Below are 19,665 nucleotides of genomic sequence, written 5' to 3' on the forward strand. Positions count from 1 at the left end.
CGTGCGCACCGTGAAAGACCGGGCTGGAGAGCCAGAGCCGGCGTTCTCGCCGCCACGGCAGGGCTTCTGGCCGCGGGCGTGCTGGTCGGTGCGGGGCCGGCGTCGGCCGCGCCCGCGCCGATCAGACTGACCTCCTCGTCCTGCCCCGGCGTGATCGAGCAGGGTCAGACGAGCGGCTGCGTCACGGAGTTGCAGAACCTGCTCAACGCCCACGGCGCCGGCCTGGTGGTGGACGGCGAGTTCGGGGCCAGGACGCTCTACGCGGTGCGCGAGTACCAGTCCTCCGTCGCGATCGCGGTGGACGGACAGGTCGGCCCCCAGACCAAGGCCAAGCTGTACGCGACCGGCGGTTCGGCCCCCGCGCCGGTCAACCTCACCTCCTCCTCGTGCCCGGCGAACATCGTCCAGGGCGACAAGGGCGGCTGCGTCAGCGAACTGCAGCGGCTGCTGCGTCACTTCGGTTACTCGATCGTCGTGGACGGCGATTTCGGGCCCGCGACGGACAGCGCGGTCCGCGGCTTCCAGTCCGCGCACGGCCTCACGGTCGACGGCCAGGTCGGCACCAACACCAAGCGGACGCTCTACGACACCGACGAGTCGGCCTCCACCGCACTGGACCTGCGCTCGGCGTCCTGCCCGTCGAACATCGTGGAGGGACAGAGCGGCGGCTGCGTCGCGACGCTGCAGGCCCTGCTCAACGGCAAGGGACAACACCTCAGCGTGGACGGCGACTTCGGCCCGCTGACCCTGGCGGCCGTGAAGTCCTTCCAGTCCTCGGCGGGCCTGTCGGTCGACGGCCAGGTCGGCCCGAACACCAAGGCCGCGCTGTACTCGAACATCAGCACCGGCGGCGGCAGCGGCGCACCGGCGCCCGTCAACCTGAACTCCTCCTCGTGTCCGGCCAACATCGTGCAGGGCCAGCGCGGCGGCTGTGTCACCGAGCTGCAGAGCCTGCTCAACCACCACGGAGCCGACCTCGCCGTCGACGGCGACTTCGGACCGCTGACCTACAGCGCGGTGCGGGACTTCCAGGCCGAGAAGGGCCTGTCGGTCGACGGCCAGGTCGGGCCGAACACCAAGGCCGCCCTGTACGGTGCGGTCACCCCGCCGACCTCGCCCCCGCCCGGCGGGGGATACGGCAAGATCGTCGACGTGGCCTCCGCCGAGGCGGGCACGCTGGAGGGCAGCGCCCGGGCGAACAGCTACGGGGCGGCCGTGGGCGTGTCCCTGTCCACCCGCAACTACGCCTGGTGCGCGACCTTCGTGAGCTGGGTGGCCCAGCAGACCGGGGCCACCTCCTACCGCAGCACGTGGGTCTCGCACTGGGTCAACCAGGCCCGGGCCGGCAACTACCACCTCTCGGTGACGACGAACCCGCAGCCGGGCGACATCGTGGCCTTCGACTGGGACGGCGGCAACGACTACACCGGCGGCAACGAGCACATCGGCATCGTCAGAACGGTGAGCGGCGGCTCCAGCTTCACCACCGTCGAGGGCAACACCTCCGATCCCAACGGCGGGTCGTCCGACGGGGTGTTCGTCAAGACCCGGACCACGGCGAGCAGTTACGACGTGCTGTTCATCCGGGTGCGCTGACCGACGTCCGCGACGCCGCCGTCCGCGTGGGCGGCGGCGTCCGAACCCGCCCTGGACGGCAGGTGGTTGAAGAGCAGGTTCAGCACGATCGCCGTCAGGCAGCCCGCGCTGATGCCGCTGTTCATGACCGTCTGGAACCAGTCCGGGAACTTCGCGTAGACCGTCGGCACCCCCACCGGCAGCAGCCCCATGGCCACCGACACCGCCACCACCGTCAGGTTGTCGTTGCCCCGGAAGTCCACCTCGGCCAGGGTCCGCAGGCCGCTGGCGGCCACGGTCCCGAACATCACCAGCCCGGCGCCGCCCAGCACCGGCGCCGGTATCGCCGCGACCACCGCGCCCAGCTTGGGCAGCAGGCCGAGCAGCACGAGGATGCCGCCCGCCGCGGCGACGACCCAGCGGCTGCGCACCCGGGTCATGCCGACGAGGCCCACGTTCTGCGCGTACGCCGTGTAGGGGAAGGTGTTGAAGACGCCGCCCAGGACGGTGGACAGACCGTCCGCGCGCAGGCCGTCGGAGAGGGACCGCGGCCGCACCCTGCGGCCGGTCATCTCGCCGACCGCGATCAGGTCGCCGGTCGTCTCGGTCATCGTCACCAGCGCCACCACCAGCATCGAGATGATCGCCGACGCCTCGAAGGTGGGCGCCCCGAAGTGGAACGGCGTGCTGATGCCGACCCAGTCGGCGTCCCCGACGCCGCCGAAGTCCGTGAAGCCGAACGGCACGGCCACGGCGAGGCCCACCGCGATGCCCACCAGCACCGCGATCCGGCTCAGGAACGGCGGCGCGAACCGCTGCACGCCGAGCACCACCAGCAGCACGAAGAGGGCCAGCGCCAGGTTCCTCGGCTCCCCGAAGTCCTTCGCACCGGCGCCGCCGGCGGCCCAGTTGCCGGCGACCGGCAGCAGCGAGACGCCGATGACGAGGATGACGGTCCCGGTCACCAGCGGCGGGAAGAACCGCAGCAGCTTCCCGAACACCGGTGCCAGCAGCATGATCGCCAGCCCGGCGACGATCACCGAGCCGTAGATAGCGGGCAGTCCGCCGCCCGTCGTCCCGATCAGCACCATCGGCGACACGGCCGCGAACGTACAGCCCTGCATGATCGGCAGCCGTACGCCGAACCGCCAGAAGCCCACGCACTGGATGAGCGTGGCGATGCCGCACACCAGCAGGTCGGCGGTGATCAGATACGCCAGGTCCGCGGGGGACAGCTTCATCGCGCCGCCGACGATGAGCGGAACCGCGACCGCGCCCGCGTACATCGCGAGCACGTGCTGCAGACCGAAGGCGGCCAGGTGTCGGACGGGCGGGACCTCGTCGACGGGATGGACGGGCGCGGTCGTCATGGGCACTCCAGAGCGGGGACGGGGGTGACATCCGAACAGCACGAGACCGTAAGGGTCTTGAACAGTTTGTTGATGTCCGCGGTGTTTCCGCTGGGTGTCCTGCCCACCCGGACGCGCCCGACTCCGCTACGAGGCCATCCGCGCCGCCGTCATCAGCGAGTCCCAGTCGGCCAGCTTGACCACGTTCCGCCCGAGCGAGGCCCCGAGAGCCGCCTCCGCCTGCTCGATCGCCAGCCATCCGGCCCACGGCACCGGCTCGATGCCCGCCGCCCGCAGCACCGGCACCACGTCCTCCGGCACGCTCCGCCGGGCCAGTTCGGGGGCGTCCTCCAGCAGCGAGGTGGCCGTCTCCTTGCCGTCGGGCCGGTTGGTGCCGATCACCCCGTTCGGGCCCCGCTTGATCCAGCCGGCCACGTACTCGCCGGTCCCGGCGCCGTCTTCGCGCACCACGCGCCCGGCCGTGTTCGGCACCGTCCCGCTCGCCGGATCGAACGGCAGCCCCTCCAGCGGCACTCCGCGGTAGCCGACCGACCGCAGCACCAACTGCGCCTCGATCTCCTCGTACCGGCCCGTGCCCGTCACTCCGCCCCGCTCGTCCGGCACCGTCCGCTCGAAGCGGACCGCGCCCACGCGCCCGCCCTCGGCGAGCAGTTCGACGGGCCGCAGGAAGAACCGCGGGTGGATCCGGCGCCCGGCTCCCCGCGAGGGCGTCTCGGCCCAGGTGTGCAGCACCTCCACGTTGCGGCGCTGGGTGCCGGGCAGCTCCGACGGGTCCAGGTAGCCCGGGTCCAGCTCCAACTCCCGCGGGTCGACGACCACTTCGGTGTCCGGCAGCGTGCCCAGCTCGCGCAGCTCCTTGGTGGTGAAGCGGGCCTGCGACGGGCCGCGCCGGCCGACCATGTGGATGTCGGCCACCTTGCTGGCGGCGAGCGCGGCCAGCGCCGCCTGCGGTACGTCGGTGGCGCTCAGCTCCGCCGTGCCGCGCGCCAGCATGCGCGCCACGTCCACCGCGACGTTCCCGACGCCGATGACCACCGCCGACCGGGCGTCCCGTACGAAACCGTCGTCGGCCGCGTCCGGATGGGCGCTGTACCAGGACACGAACTGCGTCGCCGACCAGCTGCCCGGCAGGTCCTCGCCGGGGATGCCGAGGTGGCGGTCGGTGGCGGCGCCCACGCAGTACACCACCGCGTGGTACAGCTCCCGCAGCCGCGCGACCGGCAGCCCGCCCGGGCCGATCTGGACGCCGCCGAGGAAGCGCACCCGCTCGTGTTCCAGGACCTTGCGCAGGTTGCCCTGGAGGGACTTGATCTTCTCGTGGTCCGGCGCCACCCCGTACCGCACCAGACCGTAGGGGCACGGCAGCCGGTCCAGGACGTCGACGAGGACCCCGGAGTCCTGCTGGACGAGGCTCTGGGCGGTGTAGACCCCGCTCGGCCCGGAGCCGACGACGGCGACATGCAGCACGGCAGAACTCCTTACCTGTTGAATTTACTGACGCCTCCAGCATCGCACTTGCGGCGCTCCGCTGACAGGGGCCAGACGGAACGGGTCTGCGCGTGTCCGTTCGTATGGAAAGTGATCATGCGGTTACGTTGCGTGTGTGCTAGAAGCATCCTTTCTTAATCTTTCTGATCGTTGTCCGACGGACGGCGCGGTGTCCGTATGGCCCGCGTGGGAAGTGCGGGAGGACGCGGGCGCGGTGACGACGACCTGGTACAACGTCCGGCTCACCTTCGCCGACGGCGCCCGGGTCGACACGCTCGCCGTCGTGTCGGAAGGGTGCGTGTCCCTGGAGGACGTACGGGCCCGGCCCGCGCTGTCCCTGGACGACCTCGCGGTCCTCGCGGACTGGATCGAGGGGCCGCTGTCCGAGGCGTGCGGGGCGGAGGGCGAGCAGGTGCCGTCCGGCGCGCGGCGGGCGCGGCCGACGTGGCCCCGGGGGATCGAGGGGCGGTGGCTGGTCGCGCAGGAGTACCGGGCGGCCCAGGAGGAGGGCGCCGACCCGGTGCTCGCGGTGATGTCGGCGACCGGTCACAGCCGGCGCAAGTCGCTCCGGCTGATCTCCCAGGCGCGCGACGCGGGCTTCCTGACGCCTCGTCACGCGCGCCGCTGACGCGCTGTGAAAAGCCGTTGCGCGGAGCGGGGCCGGGGCTGTTGGCTGGTCGTCGCCGTGACGCCGTCCGAGGAGGTGAGACCCGTGAACGCTGTATCGACGTGGGTGCTCCCCTCTTCTCCACGGTCTGGCGACTGAACGCAGGTGTCGCCGGGAGCGCCTCGACCACCAGGCACTCCCGAAAGGCACCAGCCATGCACGCTCCGCACTTCACCACCACCACGACGTCGAACGGCGTCCTCGAACGCGACTTCACCGTGGGCGACGTCCCCGGCGTCCTGTGGTCGCCCGTCTCCGCCGCCGACCGGGCGCCCCTGGTCCTGATGGGTCACGGCGGCGGTACGCACAAGCGCTGGCCGGCGATGACGGGCCGCGCCCACCGGCTGGTGACCGGCGGCGGCTTCCATGTCGCCGTCATCGACGCCCCCGGCCACGGCGACCGGCCGCGCACGGCGCACGACGAACGCGAGATCGCCGAGCTGTACCGGGCGCGGGCGGCGGGCGAGCCGGAAGGCCCGGTCGTCGTCCGCTACAACGCCCACCTCGCCCAACGCGCCGTACCGGAGTGGCGGGCGACCCTGGACGCCCTCCAGGAACTCCCGGAGATCGGCCCCGACGGGCCGGTGGGCTACTTCGGCCTCACCATGGGCACCGCGATCGGCGTGCCGTTCGTGGCGCTCGAACCGAGGATCACCGTGGCGGTCTTCGGGCTGCACTGGCCCGACGCCCTGGCCGAGTGGGCGCAGCGGATCACCGTCCCGGTCGAGTTCGCCCTGCAGTGGGGCGACGAGCACATCCCGCGCGAGGCCGGCCTCGCCCTGTTCGACGCCTTCGCCTCGCCGGAGAAGACGCTGCACGCCAACGCGGGCCGGCACAAGGAGCTGCCGCGGTTCGAGGCCGACAGCGCGGTCCGGTTCTTCGTCCGGCACCTCGGCCGGACGGCCTGACCCGGCCCGTGGGCGGCGCCCGGCCCGGCAGCCGGGCGCCGCCACGGGTCCGTCACCGGGCCGACCGACCGGTTTCCCCGGCCGCTGTGTCACCCGTGGCGAAGAAACGGGACACGTCCGTCTCGGACGTGTCCCCGGGCGCCGCACCGGCCTGCGGGGGGAAGCCCATCGTCCAGTCCAGCCGGTAGCGCTTGAACAACTCGGCGCGCACGGTCGTGATCGGCATCGGCACGTTCGGCAGCACCATGGCGTAGACGGCGCCCATGAGCAGCGACCGCAGCATCGGGTAGTCCGTGTCGGGGTCGGCCGACCCGTGCCGGACGCTGGTGTCCCGCAGCAGCTCCGCCAGCCGCTGCTGCTCCGGGCACTGCACGAAGCCTTCCGCCTGTAGCAACCCGGCCATGTGCTGGCGCATGAGCACCGGCCGGTCCCGGGCCAGGCCCAGGATCGCGTCGATGGCCCGCGCCATCCGCTCCCGGCCGTCCTCCGTCCTCGGCTCCCGCTCCAGCCCCTCCTCCAGGGTGCGGTGCATCAGCCGGTGCACGGCGGACTGCACCAGCTGGCGCTTGCCCGGGAAGTAGTACGACACCAGGCCGCGCGCCGAGCCCGCCCGGTCCGCGATCGCACCGAGCGTCGTCGCCTCGTACCCGTGCTCGCCCACCAGCTCCACGGCCGCCTGCAGCAGCCGCTCCCGGGAACGCCTGCGCAACTCTTCATTGACCGAGGCGCTGCGCGGGGACATGCTGTAACTCCCGTGTTGACTGGCTGCCAGCCAACTATACTAAGCGAGTCCGGACCGGCGCCCCGCGGGGCCTGGTCAGGGCTGCCGTCCGCCCTGGGCGACGCGGGGGATCGTCCAGGGCGGACGTGCCCTTCGCCCCGGTAGTGGCCTCAGGCGACGATGTCGGCCACCGCCTCCACGCCACCCGTCCTAGAGTGGGCACCAGTCTGCCGAAGCGAGGAGGCGTACGGAATGGAACAGGACCAACGGATCCTGGCCCGGATCACGGAGATGGTCGAGGACGAGCGCAAGCTGCGCGAGGCCGTCGCCTCCGGTGAGATCGACAGCGCGACGGAACACCAGCGGCTCGGCGAGCTGGAGCGCGAGCTCGACCAGTGCTGGGACCTGCTGCGCCAGCGGCGCGCGAAGGCCGAGTTCGGCGAGAACCCGGACGAGGCGCGGGTCCGGCCCTCCTCCCAGGTGGAGGGCTACCTGGAATAGGGGCCGACGGGGGCCGGAGCGCGGTCAGTCCACCAGGTCCAGCACCGCGCGCAGCGCGTCGGGCCGCTCGTGGGCCGGCAGATGGTCCACGAAGTGCACCCGGCACCCCAGCTCCGCCGCGCCGCCGTCGGCGCGGCGGTCGTCCCCGACCATCAGCGCCTCGTGCGGCTCGACCTCCAGCGCCTCGCAGGCGGCGGCGAACAGGCGCGGGTCGGGTTTCTGGACCCCGTGCTCGTACGACAGGACGTACGCGTCCACGAAGCGGTCCAGCCCGTGCTGCTCGAAGACCGGGCGCAGGTCCCAGCCGATGTTGCTGACCACGCCGATGCCGAGGCCGCGCTCGCACAGCCCGTACAGCACCTCGGCGGCGTCCGGGTACGGGCGCCAGGCGGCCGGCCTCATGTGCCGGTCGTACAGCAGGTCGTGCAGTGCCGGGTCGGGCAGCGGCACCCGGCGGGAGAGTCCCGTGTAGGCGGCGCGGTGCAGCGCGGCGCTCTGGTCGCGGACCTCCCACAGCTCGACGAGGTCCTCGGGCACCTGCTCGGGAGCAGGTCCGCCCGGCAGCGCTCCGGCCGCCTCCAGCGCCTTCGCCGCCTGCGTCACCTCCGGCTCCGGCAGCGGGATCCCGGCCTCCGCGAGCCCGGCGCGCAGCCAGGACTCGGTGGACTCGATGCGGAAGAGGGTGCCGGAGAAGTCGAACAGGACAGCGAGCATGCGGGGATCCTACGGCCCCCACCGCTCGTGCGCCGTCACCGCCAGCGCCACCAGCGTCGCCCCGATCAGCCAGCCGCCCAGCACGTCCGAGGGCCAGTGGACGCCCAGCCACACCCGGGTGAGCCCGACACCGGCGACCGAGACCACGGCCACCGTCACCGCCGTACGCCACACCGCGCCGCCGGCTCCGTAGCGGTGGCACAGCCACAGCAGGAGGCCGCAGACGAGGGTGGCGGTCAGGGCGTGGCCCGACGGGAAGGCCGCGTAGTGGGCCGAGTCGACGGGGTCGGGCCAGACCGGACGCGGGCGGCCGACCGCCGCCTTGAGGAACTGCTGGAGCAGCGTGCCCAGCGCGCACGTCAGCGCCAGCCACACCGCCGTCCACCAGGCCGCCCGGCGCCACACCAGCCACACCGCGACGGCGGCGCACAGCAGGCGCATCGTCGTGGGGTCCCACACCCAGTCCGTCAGGATGCGGAACACATGGGTGACACCGGGCTCGTCGACCGCCCAGCGGTGCGTGGTGCGGGAGACGTCGCCGTCGAGGCCGGTCAGCGGGTGCCAGCGGGTCGCGACCAGGGTCAGCAGCAGCGCGGAGCACAGGGCGAGCGCGCCCGCCGCGCGGGGGGCGGTGCGGGGGCGCGGCGGGTGGGGCGGGGACTCGACGGACGGGGTGTGCATACGGTGATCCTCGCCGACCGGTGGGGTGCGGGGCGAACGCCGGTACGGCTGCGGTCGTACGGGTACCCGGCCGCACGCGCTTGACGCGGAGCCGCTCCGCGCACGGCCGCCTCCCGCCTCCCGCTCACAGCGTGATCAGCATCGCCACCATCGCGATCCCCATGGACAGCCGGCACGCCCGCGCCAGTTCCGGCCGGTCGCCCCACCGCACGGCGCCGCCGCTTGCGGCCGCGGGGAGCAGCCGCGCGCCCGCCAGCAGCACGTACCCGGTGAAGTACAGCAGCAGCGCTCCCGTCACCGGCGGGACGCCGGACGGTGTGCCGTGCCCGGCGTGGTGGCCGGGGGAGGCGGCCATCACGACCGCCATGTAGACCATGGCCGCGGTGCCCACCAGATGGTGCAGATGGTGCGGGCCGGTGCGCGCCGCCCACAGGGCGCGCAGCGCGGCGGCGCCGAAGACGGCCGCGTAGGCGGGCCAGGTCCACGACGGCGGGCTGAACACCGCCGCCGGCACGGCCATCGCGGCCATGCCGAAGCCCATCAGCGCCTCGCCGCCCGCCGACCGGCGCTGCTCCTCGACCGTGCTGCGCATCCGCAGCAGGCAGTAGGCCCCGGTCGCCGCACAGAGCGCGACCAGCAGCCAGCCGGGCGAAGCCGGTCCGTGCACCGCACACCTCCCCGCTCGACGTGCCGTCAGTCCGTCGATGCCCGAGCCGCGCGGCGCGCACGCAAGCGCAAGGGTGTACACGGGGAGCACTTGAGGGAGCACGGGCGGTGAGCGCCTGGTCCGGCCGCCGGTGTCGCCCCCGCAGAGATTCGTTTACTGGTAAAACACCTGTTAAACTCCTTCGCATGAGAACTCCGCGTCCCCGTCTCCCCCTCGCCGGAGTGCTCCGCCTCGGCCGCCCCTCCGACATCTGGTTCAAGCCGGCCCTCAGCGTCGTCGCCTCGGTCGCCCCGCCCAACCTCACCCTCCTGGCGCTGGGCCGCCTCGACCTGGCGATGTACACGATGGCGGGGTCCCTGTGCGCGCTGTACGCCCACAACCGCCCCTACGCCGCCCGCGCCCGGGTTCTGGCCTGGGTCGTGCTCGGCATGACCGCCGGCCTCGCCGTCGCCCTGACCACCGCGTCCCTCACCGCCAACGCCGTGGTCCTGGTCACCGTCGGCGCCCTGCTGGCCGCCGCCCAGAAGGCCCTGTGCGACGCGACCCGCGTCGGCCCGCCCGGCAACGTCGTCCTCACCTTCATCAGCTCCGCCGCCCTGTTCGCCCCGCAGACCCCCGGCCGGATCCCCGGCCACCTCGCCCTCGCCGTCGCGGCCGGCGCCTGGGCCTGGACCGTCGGCATGGCACCGGGGCTGGTGCGCCCGCACGGCCCGGAGCGCCGGGCCACCGCCCAGGCCCTCGACGCCGCCGCCGCGTACGCCGCCACGCGCGGCACCGGCGACGGCCACCCGCGCGCCCGGGCCGCCGCGGCCGCCGCCGTCCAGGCCGCCTGGCACGTGCTGCCGGCCGCGGGCGACGCGGACACCCGCCGCGCCCTCGAACGCCTCGTCGTCCGTGCCGAGGTCACCCTCGCCGCTCCGGCCGACGCCGACCCGCGACGCCTGCGCACCTGGGCGCGCGAGCTGTGCGGCACCGGCCCGATCCCGCGGGCGCAGGGCCCGTACGACGACGAGGTACTCGGCGCGGAGGCCGAACGCGCCACCCCCGCCCGCCCGTTGCGCCACCGCCTGGCACCGCTCGCCCCCATCGCCGCACGCACCGCCCTCGGCTGCGCCCTCGCCGGCTACGCCTCCCTCGCCCTCGGCGTCGGCCGCCCCTACTGGGCCCTGGTCACCGCGGCCTCCCTCTACCAGGCCAACCTCGCCCTGACCTGGAGCCGGGGCGTCCAGCGGGTCGTCGGCAACCTGGCCGGCGTGCTGCTGTTCGCCGCCGTCGCCCCGCTCGCGCACCTCGGGCAGGCGGCCCTGGTGCTGTGCTGCCTGGCCTTCAACTTCGGCGCAGAGGCGCTGATCAGCCGCAACTACTGGCTCGGCACGGTCTGCGTGACCCCGATGGCGCTGCTCATCACGGAGTTCGCCGGATTCCAGGAGCCCGGCCTGCTGATCACCGAGCGCGTGGTGGACACCCTCGTCGGGGCCCTGGTCGGCCTCCTCGCCGCCGTCGCCGTCACCAACCGGCGCGCGGGCGACCGCGTCGAGGACGCGCTGGCGGCCGTCGAACGCGCCCGCGAACACGCCGCCCGCCTGCTCGCCGGGCCGCAGCCCGCGCCCGCGGCCCTGGAATCCGCCCGCCGCGGCCTCGTCGCCGCCCTGGCCGACCTGCGCGCCACCGTCGACGCCGCGTCCGGCGAGTGGTGGCGGCGCGCGCTGCCCGAGGAGCGGGTGGTGCGCGCCGAACAGGCCGGACACCGTACGCTCGCCGCGACGGTCCGCAACCAGGACGCGAGAGCGGAGGGCGTACAGCCATGACGGCACCGAACGGACGGCAGACGAGCGCGACGAGGGGCGACACCGTCTCCGCGGTCGTCCGGCAGTGGCAGGCCGTCCACCCGGCGCTCGACACCGGCCCGATGGAGATCATCGGCCGGATCAACCGCTGCGCCGCCCTCCTCCAGCAGGCCGAGGACGCCCCGCTGCGCCGGGCGGGCCTGAGCCGCGCCGAGTTCGACCTGCTGGGCGCCCTGCGCCGCACCGGCCACGAGCTGACGCCCGGGGAGCTGGCGCGCGAGACCTTCTCCTCCGGCGCCGCCGTCACCAAGCGCCTCAAGCAGCTCACCGAGCGCGGTCTGGTCGAGCGGCGCGGCGACACCCGCGACCGGCGCGTCGCCCACCTCCGGCTCACCGACGCCGGACGCGACCTGGTGGACGAGATCCTGCCGCACCAACTCGCCTACGAGACCGCCGTACTGTCCGTGCTCGACCCGCAGGGGCAGGGCGAACTGGCCGTACTGCTCGGCGAGTTGCTCGGCCGGCTGGAGGGGCATCCCGGGATTCCGCGCGCCTGAGCGGAACTTTCGGTGTCCGCCGGGGCGTTGACGCGATCGGCACCCGCTCCCTACGTTCGACCAGGCCGGTTCGGAACGCCGACTGGCGTGCGACATGCCGAACGAAGGGGATGCCGTGGAAGCCGAGACCCTCACCGTCGACCTGGGCACCGCCACCGGCCCCTTCCACGGCGGCGCGAGCGGCACCCTCTACGGCCTGTACGGAGACGGGGTGCCCGCCCGCAACGTCGTCGAGGGCATGTACGTCCGCACGGTCGCCACCAAGGCCCAGGACGGCGTCCAGCACCCCGGCGCCGACGCCCTGGAGATCCTGCCGGGCTTCGTCGCGGCCGGCGGCCGGGACGTCTACGTCTACCTGCCCGACCTGCACCGCGGCTTCCCCTACGAGTGGCCCGGCGCCACCGGCGAGGAACGCCTCGCCGCCCACCTGGACGGCATCCGGCGCCAGGTGGGCCTGGTGCGGACGACGGGCCCGCTCAGGTCCCACGTCGTGTACGTGCCGTTCAACGAAGCCGAGGGCAACATGTTCGGCACGGGGGAGTGGAGCTACGACGGGGTGTCCTGGCGGGACGACCCGCGTCACTTCTTCGCCGCCTGGCAGCGGGCGTACGAACTGATCAAGGGGCTGGACCCCGACGCGCGCATCGCCGGACCGAACACCTGTGTCCTCTACCCCGAGGTGCGCGGCTTCCTGGAGTTCGCCCGCGACCACGGCGTCCTGCCCGACGTGATCACCTGGCACGAGCTGTCGTCACCGGACGAGGTCCGCACGAACGTCGCCCAGTACCGCGCTCTGGAACGCGAGTTGGGCATCGGGCCGCTGCCCGTCAACCTCAACGAGTACGCGCACAACTACCACCTGTCCGTCCCCGGGCAGATGATCCAGTGGATCGCCGCGATCGAGGAGTGCAAGGTCGACGCCGACATGGCGTACTGGAACATCGCCGGCAACCTCGACGACTCCGCGGTGGAGGCCGTCAAGGGCAACGGCCAGTGGTGGCTGTTCAACGCCTACGGGCGGCTGACCGGGCACACCGTGCGGGTCACCGCCCCGCACCCGAACGCGCAGTACACGCTCCAGGGCCTCGCCACGCTGGACCGGGACAAGCGGCAGGCCCGGGTGCTGTTCGGCGGTGCGGGCGGGCGCGCCGACCTCGCCGTCGAGGGCGTGGACGCGGAGGTCTTCGGCGCGCGGGTGCACCTGCGGCTGGAGGAGATCTGCTGGACCGGCCAGGTCGGCGCGTGCGCGGGCCCGGAGCGGCTGCGGGACATCGAACTGCCCGTCGTCGACGGGCGGGTGACCCTGCCCCTGACCGGCCTCGACGAGATGTCCGCCTACCAGGTGACCCTGTCGCCCGGCGGCAACGGAGCCGTGCTGCTGCCGCCCTCGGTCGGCTGGCGGCGCACCTACGAGGCCGAGGACGCGGCGCACACGGGCAGCGGCTACGAGAAGCTCGGGCCCGAGGGATCACCGGCCGCCGTGGACCGGTTCGCCACTTCCGGCGGCCACCACGTCGGCGGCCTGCGCACCGGCTCCGACCTCGTCCTCGCCTTCGACGTCGAGGTCCCGCAGGAGGGCACGTACGACCTGCGGGTCTTCGCGGGCTCCCACAACCTGGCCGCCCTCGTGCGCGAACAGGGGCCCACCAACGTCTTCCTGCGCGTCGACGGCACCGACGCGCGCGAGCTCGTACTGCCGCTCGGCTACAAGCCGGCTGTGTGGGGCCACACCGACACCGCGTTCCACCTGACCGCGGGCCCGCACCGGATCACCCTCGCCGCCCGGGACCCCGACCTCGGCGCGACGAGGGGCGAGGCGACGGTCGATCGGCTCGACCTCGTCCTGCGCACCGGGGAAGTGGCGCTGTACGACGCCGAGTTCGCCGTCCTCGGCGGCGGGGCGCGGGTCAGCCACGCCAACATCGGCGCGTCCGGGCCCGGCACCGCCGTGCTCCCGCGCGGCGGCACGGTCACCTTCTGGGTGCACGCCGACGACGACGGCGAGGCGACGGTCACCGTTGATGTGCTCGGCCCCGGCGAGGGCCTGCTCACGGTCAACGGCGAGGAGATCGGGCGCCTGCACCGGGGCGCCCTCCCGGTGTTCCTGTCCGGCGGCGTCAACAAGCTGACGGTCACCGGGACCTCGGAACGCCTGATCGTCGACCGGCTGCGCGTCGGCCCCTCCCGCGGGCTGCTGCCGGCCAGGGCCTACGCCGCCGCGGACGGCATCCTCACCGGCACGGCGAAGGTGACCGCCTACCCGTACGCCACCGGCGGCAAGGCGGTCGACGGCATCGGAGCCGGTCCGCGCAACGCCCTCACCGTCACCGTCACGGCCGACCGCCCCGGCCGCCACGCGCTGACCATCCGCTACTCCAACGGCGAGCAGGCGCCCGCCACGCACTACAACCCGGACCCGGTCTGCCGCCACGCCGACCTGTCCGTCAACGGCGCCCCGCCGCGGCGCGTGCTGTTCCCCACGACCTTCCACTTCGGCAACTTCTGGAACCTCTCCCTGCCGGTCACCCTCGACGAGGGCCGGAACACCCTCACGTTCACGGCCGACGAGCTCCCCGACTTCGACGGCCGCACCCGCAACCCGTACGGCCAGCGCTCCGCGTACGCCCCGGTCCTCGACAGCGTCACGGTGACCCCGCTCGCCCTCCCCTGAGACGGCGCCTCAGCCCTCCGCGCCCGCCGCGTACACCCCGAACATCGCCCCCTGCGGGTCCCGCAGCACCGCGATCCGCCGGACGTCGGCCAGGGACGTGGGCTCCATCAGGACGGTGCCGCCGGCGTCCGTCGCCGTCGCGGCCGTGGTGTCGGCGTCCGCCACCGCGAAGTACGGCAGCCAGTGCGGGGGCACGGCCTGCGGGAACTTGTCGTCCATGCGCATCATGCCGCCGAAGTCGGCGCCCTCGACGCCCCACTGCGTGTAGTGCTCGGAGGCGCGGACGCTCCAGCCGAACACGGTCGTGTAGAACGTGACGGCCCGCTCGGGCGCCCGGGTCAGCAGCTCCACCCAGCCCAGCGAGCCGGGGGCGTTGAACAGCCCCGCGCCGGGAAAGGTCCGGGGCTGCCAGAGCTGGAAGGCCGCGCCGCCGGGGTCCAGGGCGACGGTGAAGCGGCCCGCGTCGAACACGTCCACCGGTCCCATGAGGACCGTCCCGCCGGCCGCCGTCACCGTCCGCACGGCCTCGTCCGCGTCCGTCACCGTGAACGCCACGTTCCACGCGACCGGCTGCGACTCCTGGTACAGCGGACTGATCCCGGCCACCGCCGCGTCCCCGACGTGCGCCACCGTGTAGCCGCCCGCCTCCTGCCGCGTGTCCGTCTCCGGCCGCCAGCCGAACAGCTCCGCGTAGAACCGCTTCGCCGCCTCCACGTCACTGGTCCCCAACTCGGCCCAGCAGGGCCCGCCGGTCACCGGCTCGTCGAGCTTCATGAGGTCGCCTCCACCGGCCGCCCGGGTCTCACCCCCTCCAGCACGCTAGCCCCGCCCCGGCCACCGGGCCAGTCGGCGAAAACCCCTGGCCGGTACCGCCCCGACCCGCCTACCCTCGACCGGGTACCGCACCGCATGGCGGCCTCCAGCCCACCCCGTACGCCCGGAGGTTCCCGCATGTCCGCGCTCACGGTGCGCCCCTTCCGCCGCGACGACCGCGACCAGCTCACCGACCTGGTCAACGCGCACGTCGCCGCCGTCGTCCCCGGCGTCTCCGTCTCCGTCAACACCGTCCTGAGCGACCTGGAACGACAGCCCGGCGAGTTCATCACCGACCCCTGGGTGGCCGCCCGTGCGACCCTCGTGGCCGAGCAGCGCCGTGCCGTCGTGGCCGCCGCCCACCTGCTGCGCTACCGCGCCGACGCCGAGGTCGGCGAGAACTACCGGGACGCCGGTGAGATCGACTGGTTCGTGTGCCGGCCGCCGGCGTCCTTCTGGCCCGACTCCGACGCCGCGGCCGACCTGCTCATGACCGCGTGCCTGGCCCAGCTCGCCCGCTGGAACGTCCGCGCGCGCTACGCCGACGGCGCCCTGCCCGCCCCCGTCGTCTACGGTCTGCCCCGCACCTGGCCGCACATCCGCGCCGCCTACGAACGCGCGGGCTTCCGGCACGTCGGCGACACGGAGGTCATCCTGATCGCCCGGGTGGAGGACCTGCCGACGGCCCCGTCCCGGCCGGACGTCAGCCTCGAACGCACCCTGGGGGAGTGCGGCACCCGCTTCACGGCCTACGACGACACGGGCGCCGCCCTCGGCTTCGTCGAGGTCGACACGTCCCTGGCCCGCCCCGAGCGCCACGCCCGCGGTGAGGGCCTCGCCGACGTCGGCAACCTCCACCTCGGCCCGTCCGCGCAGCGCACGGCCCTGGCGCACACGCTCCTCGCCCAGGCAGCCGACTGGCTGCGCCTGTGCGGCGCGGACCGGCTGTGCGCCTACGAACCGGCCGACGACCCGGCGGCGATCGACTTGCTGCTCGGCGCGGGCTTCCGGGAACTGACCCGCACCGACCGCCGCTGGGAACACCGGGCCCGCTGAGCGGGGCTCAGATGCCCGGGCGGTACCGGATCGGGTGGTCGGCCGGCACTTCCACCAGGACGATCCGGGTGCCGTCCGGGTCGGTGATCCACATCTCCAGCAGGCCCCACGGCTCCTTCACCGGCGGCCGCACGATCTCGACGCCCCGGCCGCGCAGCTCCTCGTGCGCCGCCGTGAGGTCCTCGACCTGGAGCCACAGCTGGACGGCCGGGGAGGGCGGGGTGGCGGAGCGGCCGGAGACCTCCAGGAAACCGCCGCCCAGGAAGTAGACGACGCCCCGGTCCGGGCCGGTGCCGAACTCCCGGTAGACGGACAGGCCCAGCTGCTCGCCGTAGAAGCGGCGCGCGCGTTCGGGGTCCGTGGGCCGCAGCAGGACGCGACTGCTCAGTACATGCACCATGCACCAGGAGCGTAGTGGCGCGTTACCCTCGTCCCTGGCCGAGCCGCGCCCGAGAAGTGGAGAGAGCCCGCATGGAGACCGCCGCCGACGGACTGACCTTCCGTGACGCCACCGACGCCGACGTGGACGCGCTGGTCGCGCTGATCGAGTCGGCGTACCGCGGGGACGCCAGCCGGGCCGGCTGGACCACCGAGGCGGACATCCTGGAAGGGCAGCGGACCGATCCCGAGGGCGTGCTCGCGGTCATCAAGTCGCCGGACAGCCGGCTGCTGGCCGTCGAGCGGGACGGCGCCGTCATCGCCTGCTGCCAGCTCGAACACCGGGGCGACCACGCCTACTTCGGGATGTTCGCGGTCAGTCCGAAGCTCCAGGGCGGCGGCCTGGGCAAGGTGATCATCGCCGAGGCGGAGCGCGCGGCGCGCGAGACCTGGGGCGTGCGCGAGATGCACATGACCGTGATCTCCGTACGCGAGGACCTGATCGCCTGGTACGAGCGGCGCGGCTACCGCCGTACGGGAAAGACGACGCCCTTCCCGTACGGCGACGAGCGCTTCGGTATCCCGCAGCGCGCCGACCTGGAGTTCGAGCTGCTGGTCAAGCCGCTGGTGTGACGTTCATGCGGTGAAGCGGGCGGTGCGCTTGATCTCCGGGAAGTCGGTGGTCGCGCCGTCCAGCCCGAGGGCCCGCACCAGCCGCAGGTGGTCCTGCGTGTTGACCACCCAGCCGATCACCCTGAGGTCCGCCTCGCGCGCGTGCTCCACGACCTCCAGCGTGAGCCGGCGGATGTTGAGGCAGAGGGTCCTGGCGCCGGCGGTCACGGCGCGCTCGACGATGTCGGTGCCATACCGGCTGCCGATCAGGGCGGTGCGGACGCCCGGCAGCAGGCGGGCGACCTCGGCGATCGCCTCGTCGTGGAAGGAGGAGACCTCGACCCGCGAGACCAGGTCCCGCTTGTCCATCACCTCGGCCAGTGCCCGAGCCGCCTGCACGTCCTTGATCTCGGCCTGCAGCGGCGTCTTCACGGCCTCCAGGACCTCCTCGAAGACGGGGACGCGCTCGCCGTCGCCCGCGTCCAGGGCGCGCAGCTCGGCGAGGGTCTTCTCGGCGATCGGGCCGGTGCCGTCGGTCGTGCGGTCCACGTCGGTGTCGTGCATGACGACGAGGGCGCCGTCCTTGCTGAGGTGGAGATCGAGTTCGATGACGTCGAGGCCGGCCTTCTCGGCGGCGACGAAGGAACGGAGGGTGTTCTCGGGTTCGAGTCCCATGACTCCGCGGTGACCGATGGTAAGGAAGTTCAAGGTTCAACTCGCTTCCGTCGACGGCGGCTCGGTCCGCGCGCGACCGGAGCGGACGGCCGCGCGGGCAGAGCCGCAGCCTAACGGCCCCGCCTCGCGATGAACCCGCGCCTGCACGGGGCCGTCGGGGTGGTGGACGGGGCACGTCCGGCCCGTGCCCCCGCACACGGTCACCCGGGGGTGGGCGAGTCCCGCGGCGATTGACCGGCGGGGCCGGCCGGGGCCGACTGGCGCGCACGTATACCCGGAACGGCGGCATCCAGCGTATCCGGCAGGAAAAAGTTCTGTGACCACCCGGGGTGAGCAGGAGGATTTCCCGAGGCTCCTCTTGCTGGGAGGAAGGCCCTGTGTATACGGTCGCCTTACGCGAGGTTCTCCCGTGGAGGATGGGACATGACGGAAATTCTTGTGCAGGCGGCTGAGGGGGATGCGGTGTCTCCCGCGACCAGGGTGGTGGAGCACCCGGCGTGGCCGGTGCTCAAGGATGCCGTGGAGCGCATCAGGCCCTGGCAGACCAAGGACGGCTCGATCGACTTCGACGCCGAGGGGGCGCCCGGGCGCGCGGAGGCCGAGGCCGCCGTACGGCGTGTCGCCGAGGCGGTGGAGGAGCTGTCCCCGCTGCTGCCGCACGACCGCGCCTACCACGAGGCCCTGGTCAAGGACCTGGACCGGTGGGCCGTCGACGGCTTCCAGGTGCCCGACTTCCTGGACTCGCTGCTCGCCTTCCAGCCCGCCGCCCACCGCGCGGACGGCCTGCAGCACCTGGTCGTCTTCCCGATGTACACGCAGAACGGCAACCCCGACCGCAACCTCGAAGCGGTCGTGCTGCGCATGGTGTGGCCCGACTGGCTGGCCGAGCTGGAGCGCACCCGGTACGACAACCCGCTGTTCTGCGGCATCACGTTCGAGGACTTCACGTCGGGTTACGACACCAACTCCGCCGTGCTGTTCCCGGAGACGATCGCCGTGCGCGAGGCGCCGGAACGATTCTCCTGGGGTGGCATCTTCTGCGACCGCGAGGCCGCCCGCTTCCGCCGGGTGACCGAGGCCGCCGTCGACATCCTCGGCCTGGAGCTGCCCGAGGACATCGCCGCCATGGTCCACGACCAGAAGCGCTGCGAGGAGGCCTTCGTGCTGTGGGACATGGTCCACGACCGCACCCACAGCCACGGCGACCTGCCCTTCGACCCGTTCATGATCAAGCAGCGCCAGCCGTTCTGGATGTACGGCCTCGAAGAGCTGCGCTGCGACCTCACCGCCTTCAAGGAGGCCGTCAAGCTCCAGGCGGACGGCGTCCCGCAGGGCCGTGACGTGCAGTACGCGGTCCTGTTCGACCGCATGTTCCGCTTCCCGGTCACCGGCGAGCGCGTGCGCAACTACGACGGCCTCGGCGGCCAGCTGCTCTTCGCCTACCTGCACAAGCACGACGTCGTCCGCTGGACCGACAACAAGCTGCACATCGACTGGGAGCGCGCCCCCCAGGTGACCAACCAGCTGTGCGCCGAGATCGAGAAGCTCTACCGCGACGGCATCGACCGCCCCAAGCTCGTCCACTGGTTCGCCGGCTACGAACTGGTCTCCACCTACCTCGCCCCGCACCCCGGCTCCAAGTGGGCCAAGGGCCCCGACGCCCTGGACCTGAGCCAGCCGCCGCGGAAACTCGTCGATGACGTGCTTCCGGACGAGTTTCCCCTGAGCATGTTCTATGAGGCCCTCTCCAAGAAGCTGAAGAACGTGATCGCCTCCACCAAGGGCATCACGGCGGAGAGCGCCGCGCGGATCGCCGCGTGAGCG

The 19,665-nt window shown here is 73.1% G+C and carries 19 protein-coding genes; 10 read left to right on the top strand and 9 right to left on the bottom strand.

Translation table 11 applies throughout. The features are described from left to right. The first annotated feature begins 150 nt into the window (after nt 1-150). Nucleotides 151-1,596, top strand: coding sequence for a peptidoglycan-binding protein (locus ACYF6T_RS04035; RefSeq protein ID WP_461693435.1), 1,446 nt, complete (start codon nt 151-153; stop codon nt 1,594-1,596). Here ACYF6T_RS04035 and ACYF6T_RS04040 read toward each other — a convergent pair. Together ACYF6T_RS04040 and ACYF6T_RS04045 are read right to left on the bottom strand one after the other, a co-directional pair. Next, nucleotides 1,566-2,945, bottom strand: a complete 1,380-nt coding sequence (locus ACYF6T_RS04040; RefSeq protein WP_461693436.1) for a nucleobase:cation symporter-2 family protein — start codon at nt 2,943-2,945, stop codon at nt 1,566-1,568. The two genes, ACYF6T_RS04035 and ACYF6T_RS04040, sit on opposite strands and share 31 nt — an antisense overlap. A gap of 126 nt (nt 2,946-3,071) precedes the next feature. After that, the gene (locus tag ACYF6T_RS04045; RefSeq protein ID WP_461693438.1) at nt 3,072-4,412 is read right to left on the bottom strand and encodes an FAD-dependent oxidoreductase; all 1,341 of its coding nucleotides are present in this window, start codon (nt 4,410-4,412) and stop codon (nt 3,072-3,074) included. A 190-nt stretch (nt 4,413-4,602) separates the two neighbouring features. Here ACYF6T_RS04045 and ACYF6T_RS04050 point away from each other — a divergent pair, with 190 nt between their 5' ends. Further along, on the top strand, nt 4,603-5,061 hold the full coding sequence (locus tag ACYF6T_RS04050; protein WP_461693439.1) for a DUF6214 family protein: 459 nt from the start codon (nt 4,603-4,605) through the stop codon (nt 5,059-5,061). Between the two features lie 194 nt (nt 5,062-5,255). Further along, nucleotides 5,256-6,008 (top strand): alpha/beta fold hydrolase, encoded by a 753-nt coding sequence (locus ACYF6T_RS04055; RefSeq protein WP_461693441.1) that lies wholly within the window; start codon nt 5,256-5,258, stop codon nt 6,006-6,008. Between the two features lie 52 nt (nt 6,009-6,060). Here the strand turns inward: ACYF6T_RS04055 and ACYF6T_RS04060 are convergent, their stop codons facing one another. Continuing rightward, the gene (locus tag ACYF6T_RS04060; RefSeq protein WP_461693443.1) at nt 6,061-6,750 is read right to left on the bottom strand and encodes a TetR/AcrR family transcriptional regulator; all 690 of its coding nucleotides are present in this window, start codon (nt 6,748-6,750) and stop codon (nt 6,061-6,063) included. Between the two features lie 231 nt (nt 6,751-6,981). On the opposite strand from ACYF6T_RS04060, the gene ACYF6T_RS04065 reads away from it, so the two are divergent. Further along, on the top strand, nt 6,982-7,230 hold the full coding sequence (locus tag ACYF6T_RS04065) for a DUF2630 family protein (protein WP_461693444.1): 249 nt from the start codon (nt 6,982-6,984) through the stop codon (nt 7,228-7,230). A 24-nt stretch (nt 7,231-7,254) separates the two neighbouring features. Here ACYF6T_RS04065 and ACYF6T_RS04070 read toward each other — a convergent pair whose 3' ends face one another. The 3 genes from ACYF6T_RS04070 to ACYF6T_RS04080 form a co-directional block, all read right to left on the bottom strand. Continuing rightward, nucleotides 7,255-7,944 (bottom strand): HAD family hydrolase, encoded by a 690-nt coding sequence (locus ACYF6T_RS04070; protein WP_461693445.1) that lies wholly within the window; start codon nt 7,942-7,944, stop codon nt 7,255-7,257. Nucleotides 7,945-7,953: 9 nt separating this feature from the next. Then, complete coding sequence (locus ACYF6T_RS04075) at nt 7,954-8,625, bottom strand: phosphatase PAP2 family protein (RefSeq protein ID WP_461693446.1); 672 nt, start codon at nt 8,623-8,625, stop codon at nt 7,954-7,956. 124 nt (nt 8,626-8,749) lie between these two features. Then, complete coding sequence (locus tag ACYF6T_RS04080; RefSeq protein ID WP_461693448.1) at nt 8,750-9,292, bottom strand: DUF5134 domain-containing protein; 543 nt, start codon at nt 9,290-9,292, stop codon at nt 8,750-8,752. Nucleotides 9,293-9,477: 185 nt separating this feature from the next. Here ACYF6T_RS04080 and ACYF6T_RS04085 point away from each other — a divergent pair, with 185 nt between their 5' ends. The 3 genes from ACYF6T_RS04085 to ACYF6T_RS04095 all read left to right on the top strand — a co-directional run bounded on the left by ACYF6T_RS04085 (nt 9,478) and on the right by ACYF6T_RS04095 (nt 14,307). Next, complete coding sequence (locus tag ACYF6T_RS04085; RefSeq protein WP_461693449.1) at nt 9,478-11,100, top strand: FUSC family protein; 1,623 nt, start codon at nt 9,478-9,480, stop codon at nt 11,098-11,100. Next, on the top strand, nt 11,097-11,636 hold the full coding sequence (locus ACYF6T_RS04090; RefSeq protein ID WP_461693450.1) for a MarR family winged helix-turn-helix transcriptional regulator: 540 nt from the start codon (nt 11,097-11,099) through the stop codon (nt 11,634-11,636). Before ACYF6T_RS04085 ends, ACYF6T_RS04090 begins: the two co-directional genes overlap by 4 nt. A gap of 94 nt (nt 11,637-11,730) precedes the next feature. Further along, a complete protein-coding gene (locus ACYF6T_RS04095) occupies nt 11,731-14,307 on the top strand; it encodes a cellulosome protein (protein WP_461693451.1) in 2,577 nt (858 codons plus the stop codon). A 9-nt stretch (nt 14,308-14,316) separates the two neighbouring features. On the opposite strand, the gene ACYF6T_RS04100 is transcribed toward ACYF6T_RS04095, so the two are convergent. After that, complete coding sequence (locus ACYF6T_RS04100) at nt 14,317-15,081, bottom strand: VOC family protein (protein WP_461693452.1); 765 nt, start codon at nt 15,079-15,081, stop codon at nt 14,317-14,319. Nucleotides 15,082-15,258: 177 nt separating this feature from the next. On the opposite strand from ACYF6T_RS04100, the gene ACYF6T_RS04105 reads away from it, so the two are divergent. After that, nucleotides 15,259-16,176, top strand: a complete 918-nt coding sequence (locus ACYF6T_RS04105; RefSeq protein ID WP_461693453.1) for an N-acetyltransferase — start codon at nt 15,259-15,261, stop codon at nt 16,174-16,176. Between the two features lie 7 nt (nt 16,177-16,183). Here the strand turns inward: ACYF6T_RS04105 and ACYF6T_RS04110 are convergent, their stop codons facing one another. After that, nucleotides 16,184-16,576, bottom strand: a complete 393-nt coding sequence (locus ACYF6T_RS04110) for a VOC family protein (RefSeq protein WP_461693455.1) — start codon at nt 16,574-16,576, stop codon at nt 16,184-16,186. Nucleotides 16,577-16,647: 71 nt separating this feature from the next. Here ACYF6T_RS04110 and ACYF6T_RS04115 point away from each other — a divergent pair, with 71 nt between their 5' ends. Then, entirely contained in the window at nt 16,648-17,187 is a 540-nt protein-coding gene (locus ACYF6T_RS04115) for a GNAT family N-acetyltransferase (RefSeq protein ID WP_461693456.1), read from the top strand. Between the two features lie 3 nt (nt 17,188-17,190). Here the strand turns inward: ACYF6T_RS04115 and ACYF6T_RS04120 are convergent, their stop codons facing one another. Then, the gene (locus ACYF6T_RS04120) at nt 17,191-17,874 is read right to left on the bottom strand and encodes a glycerophosphodiester phosphodiesterase (protein ID WP_461693458.1); all 684 of its coding nucleotides are present in this window, start codon (nt 17,872-17,874) and stop codon (nt 17,191-17,193) included. Between the two features lie 390 nt (nt 17,875-18,264). Here ACYF6T_RS04120 and ACYF6T_RS04125 point away from each other — a divergent pair, with 390 nt between their 5' ends. Further along, nucleotides 18,265-19,662: a DUF6421 family protein gene (locus tag ACYF6T_RS04125; RefSeq protein ID WP_461693460.1), complete on the top strand. Its 1,398-nt coding sequence runs from the start codon at nt 18,265-18,267 to the stop codon at nt 19,660-19,662. The last annotated feature ends 3 nt before the right edge of the window (nt 19,663-19,665 follow it).

The organism is Streptomyces sp. 7R007 (assembly GCF_054850255.1).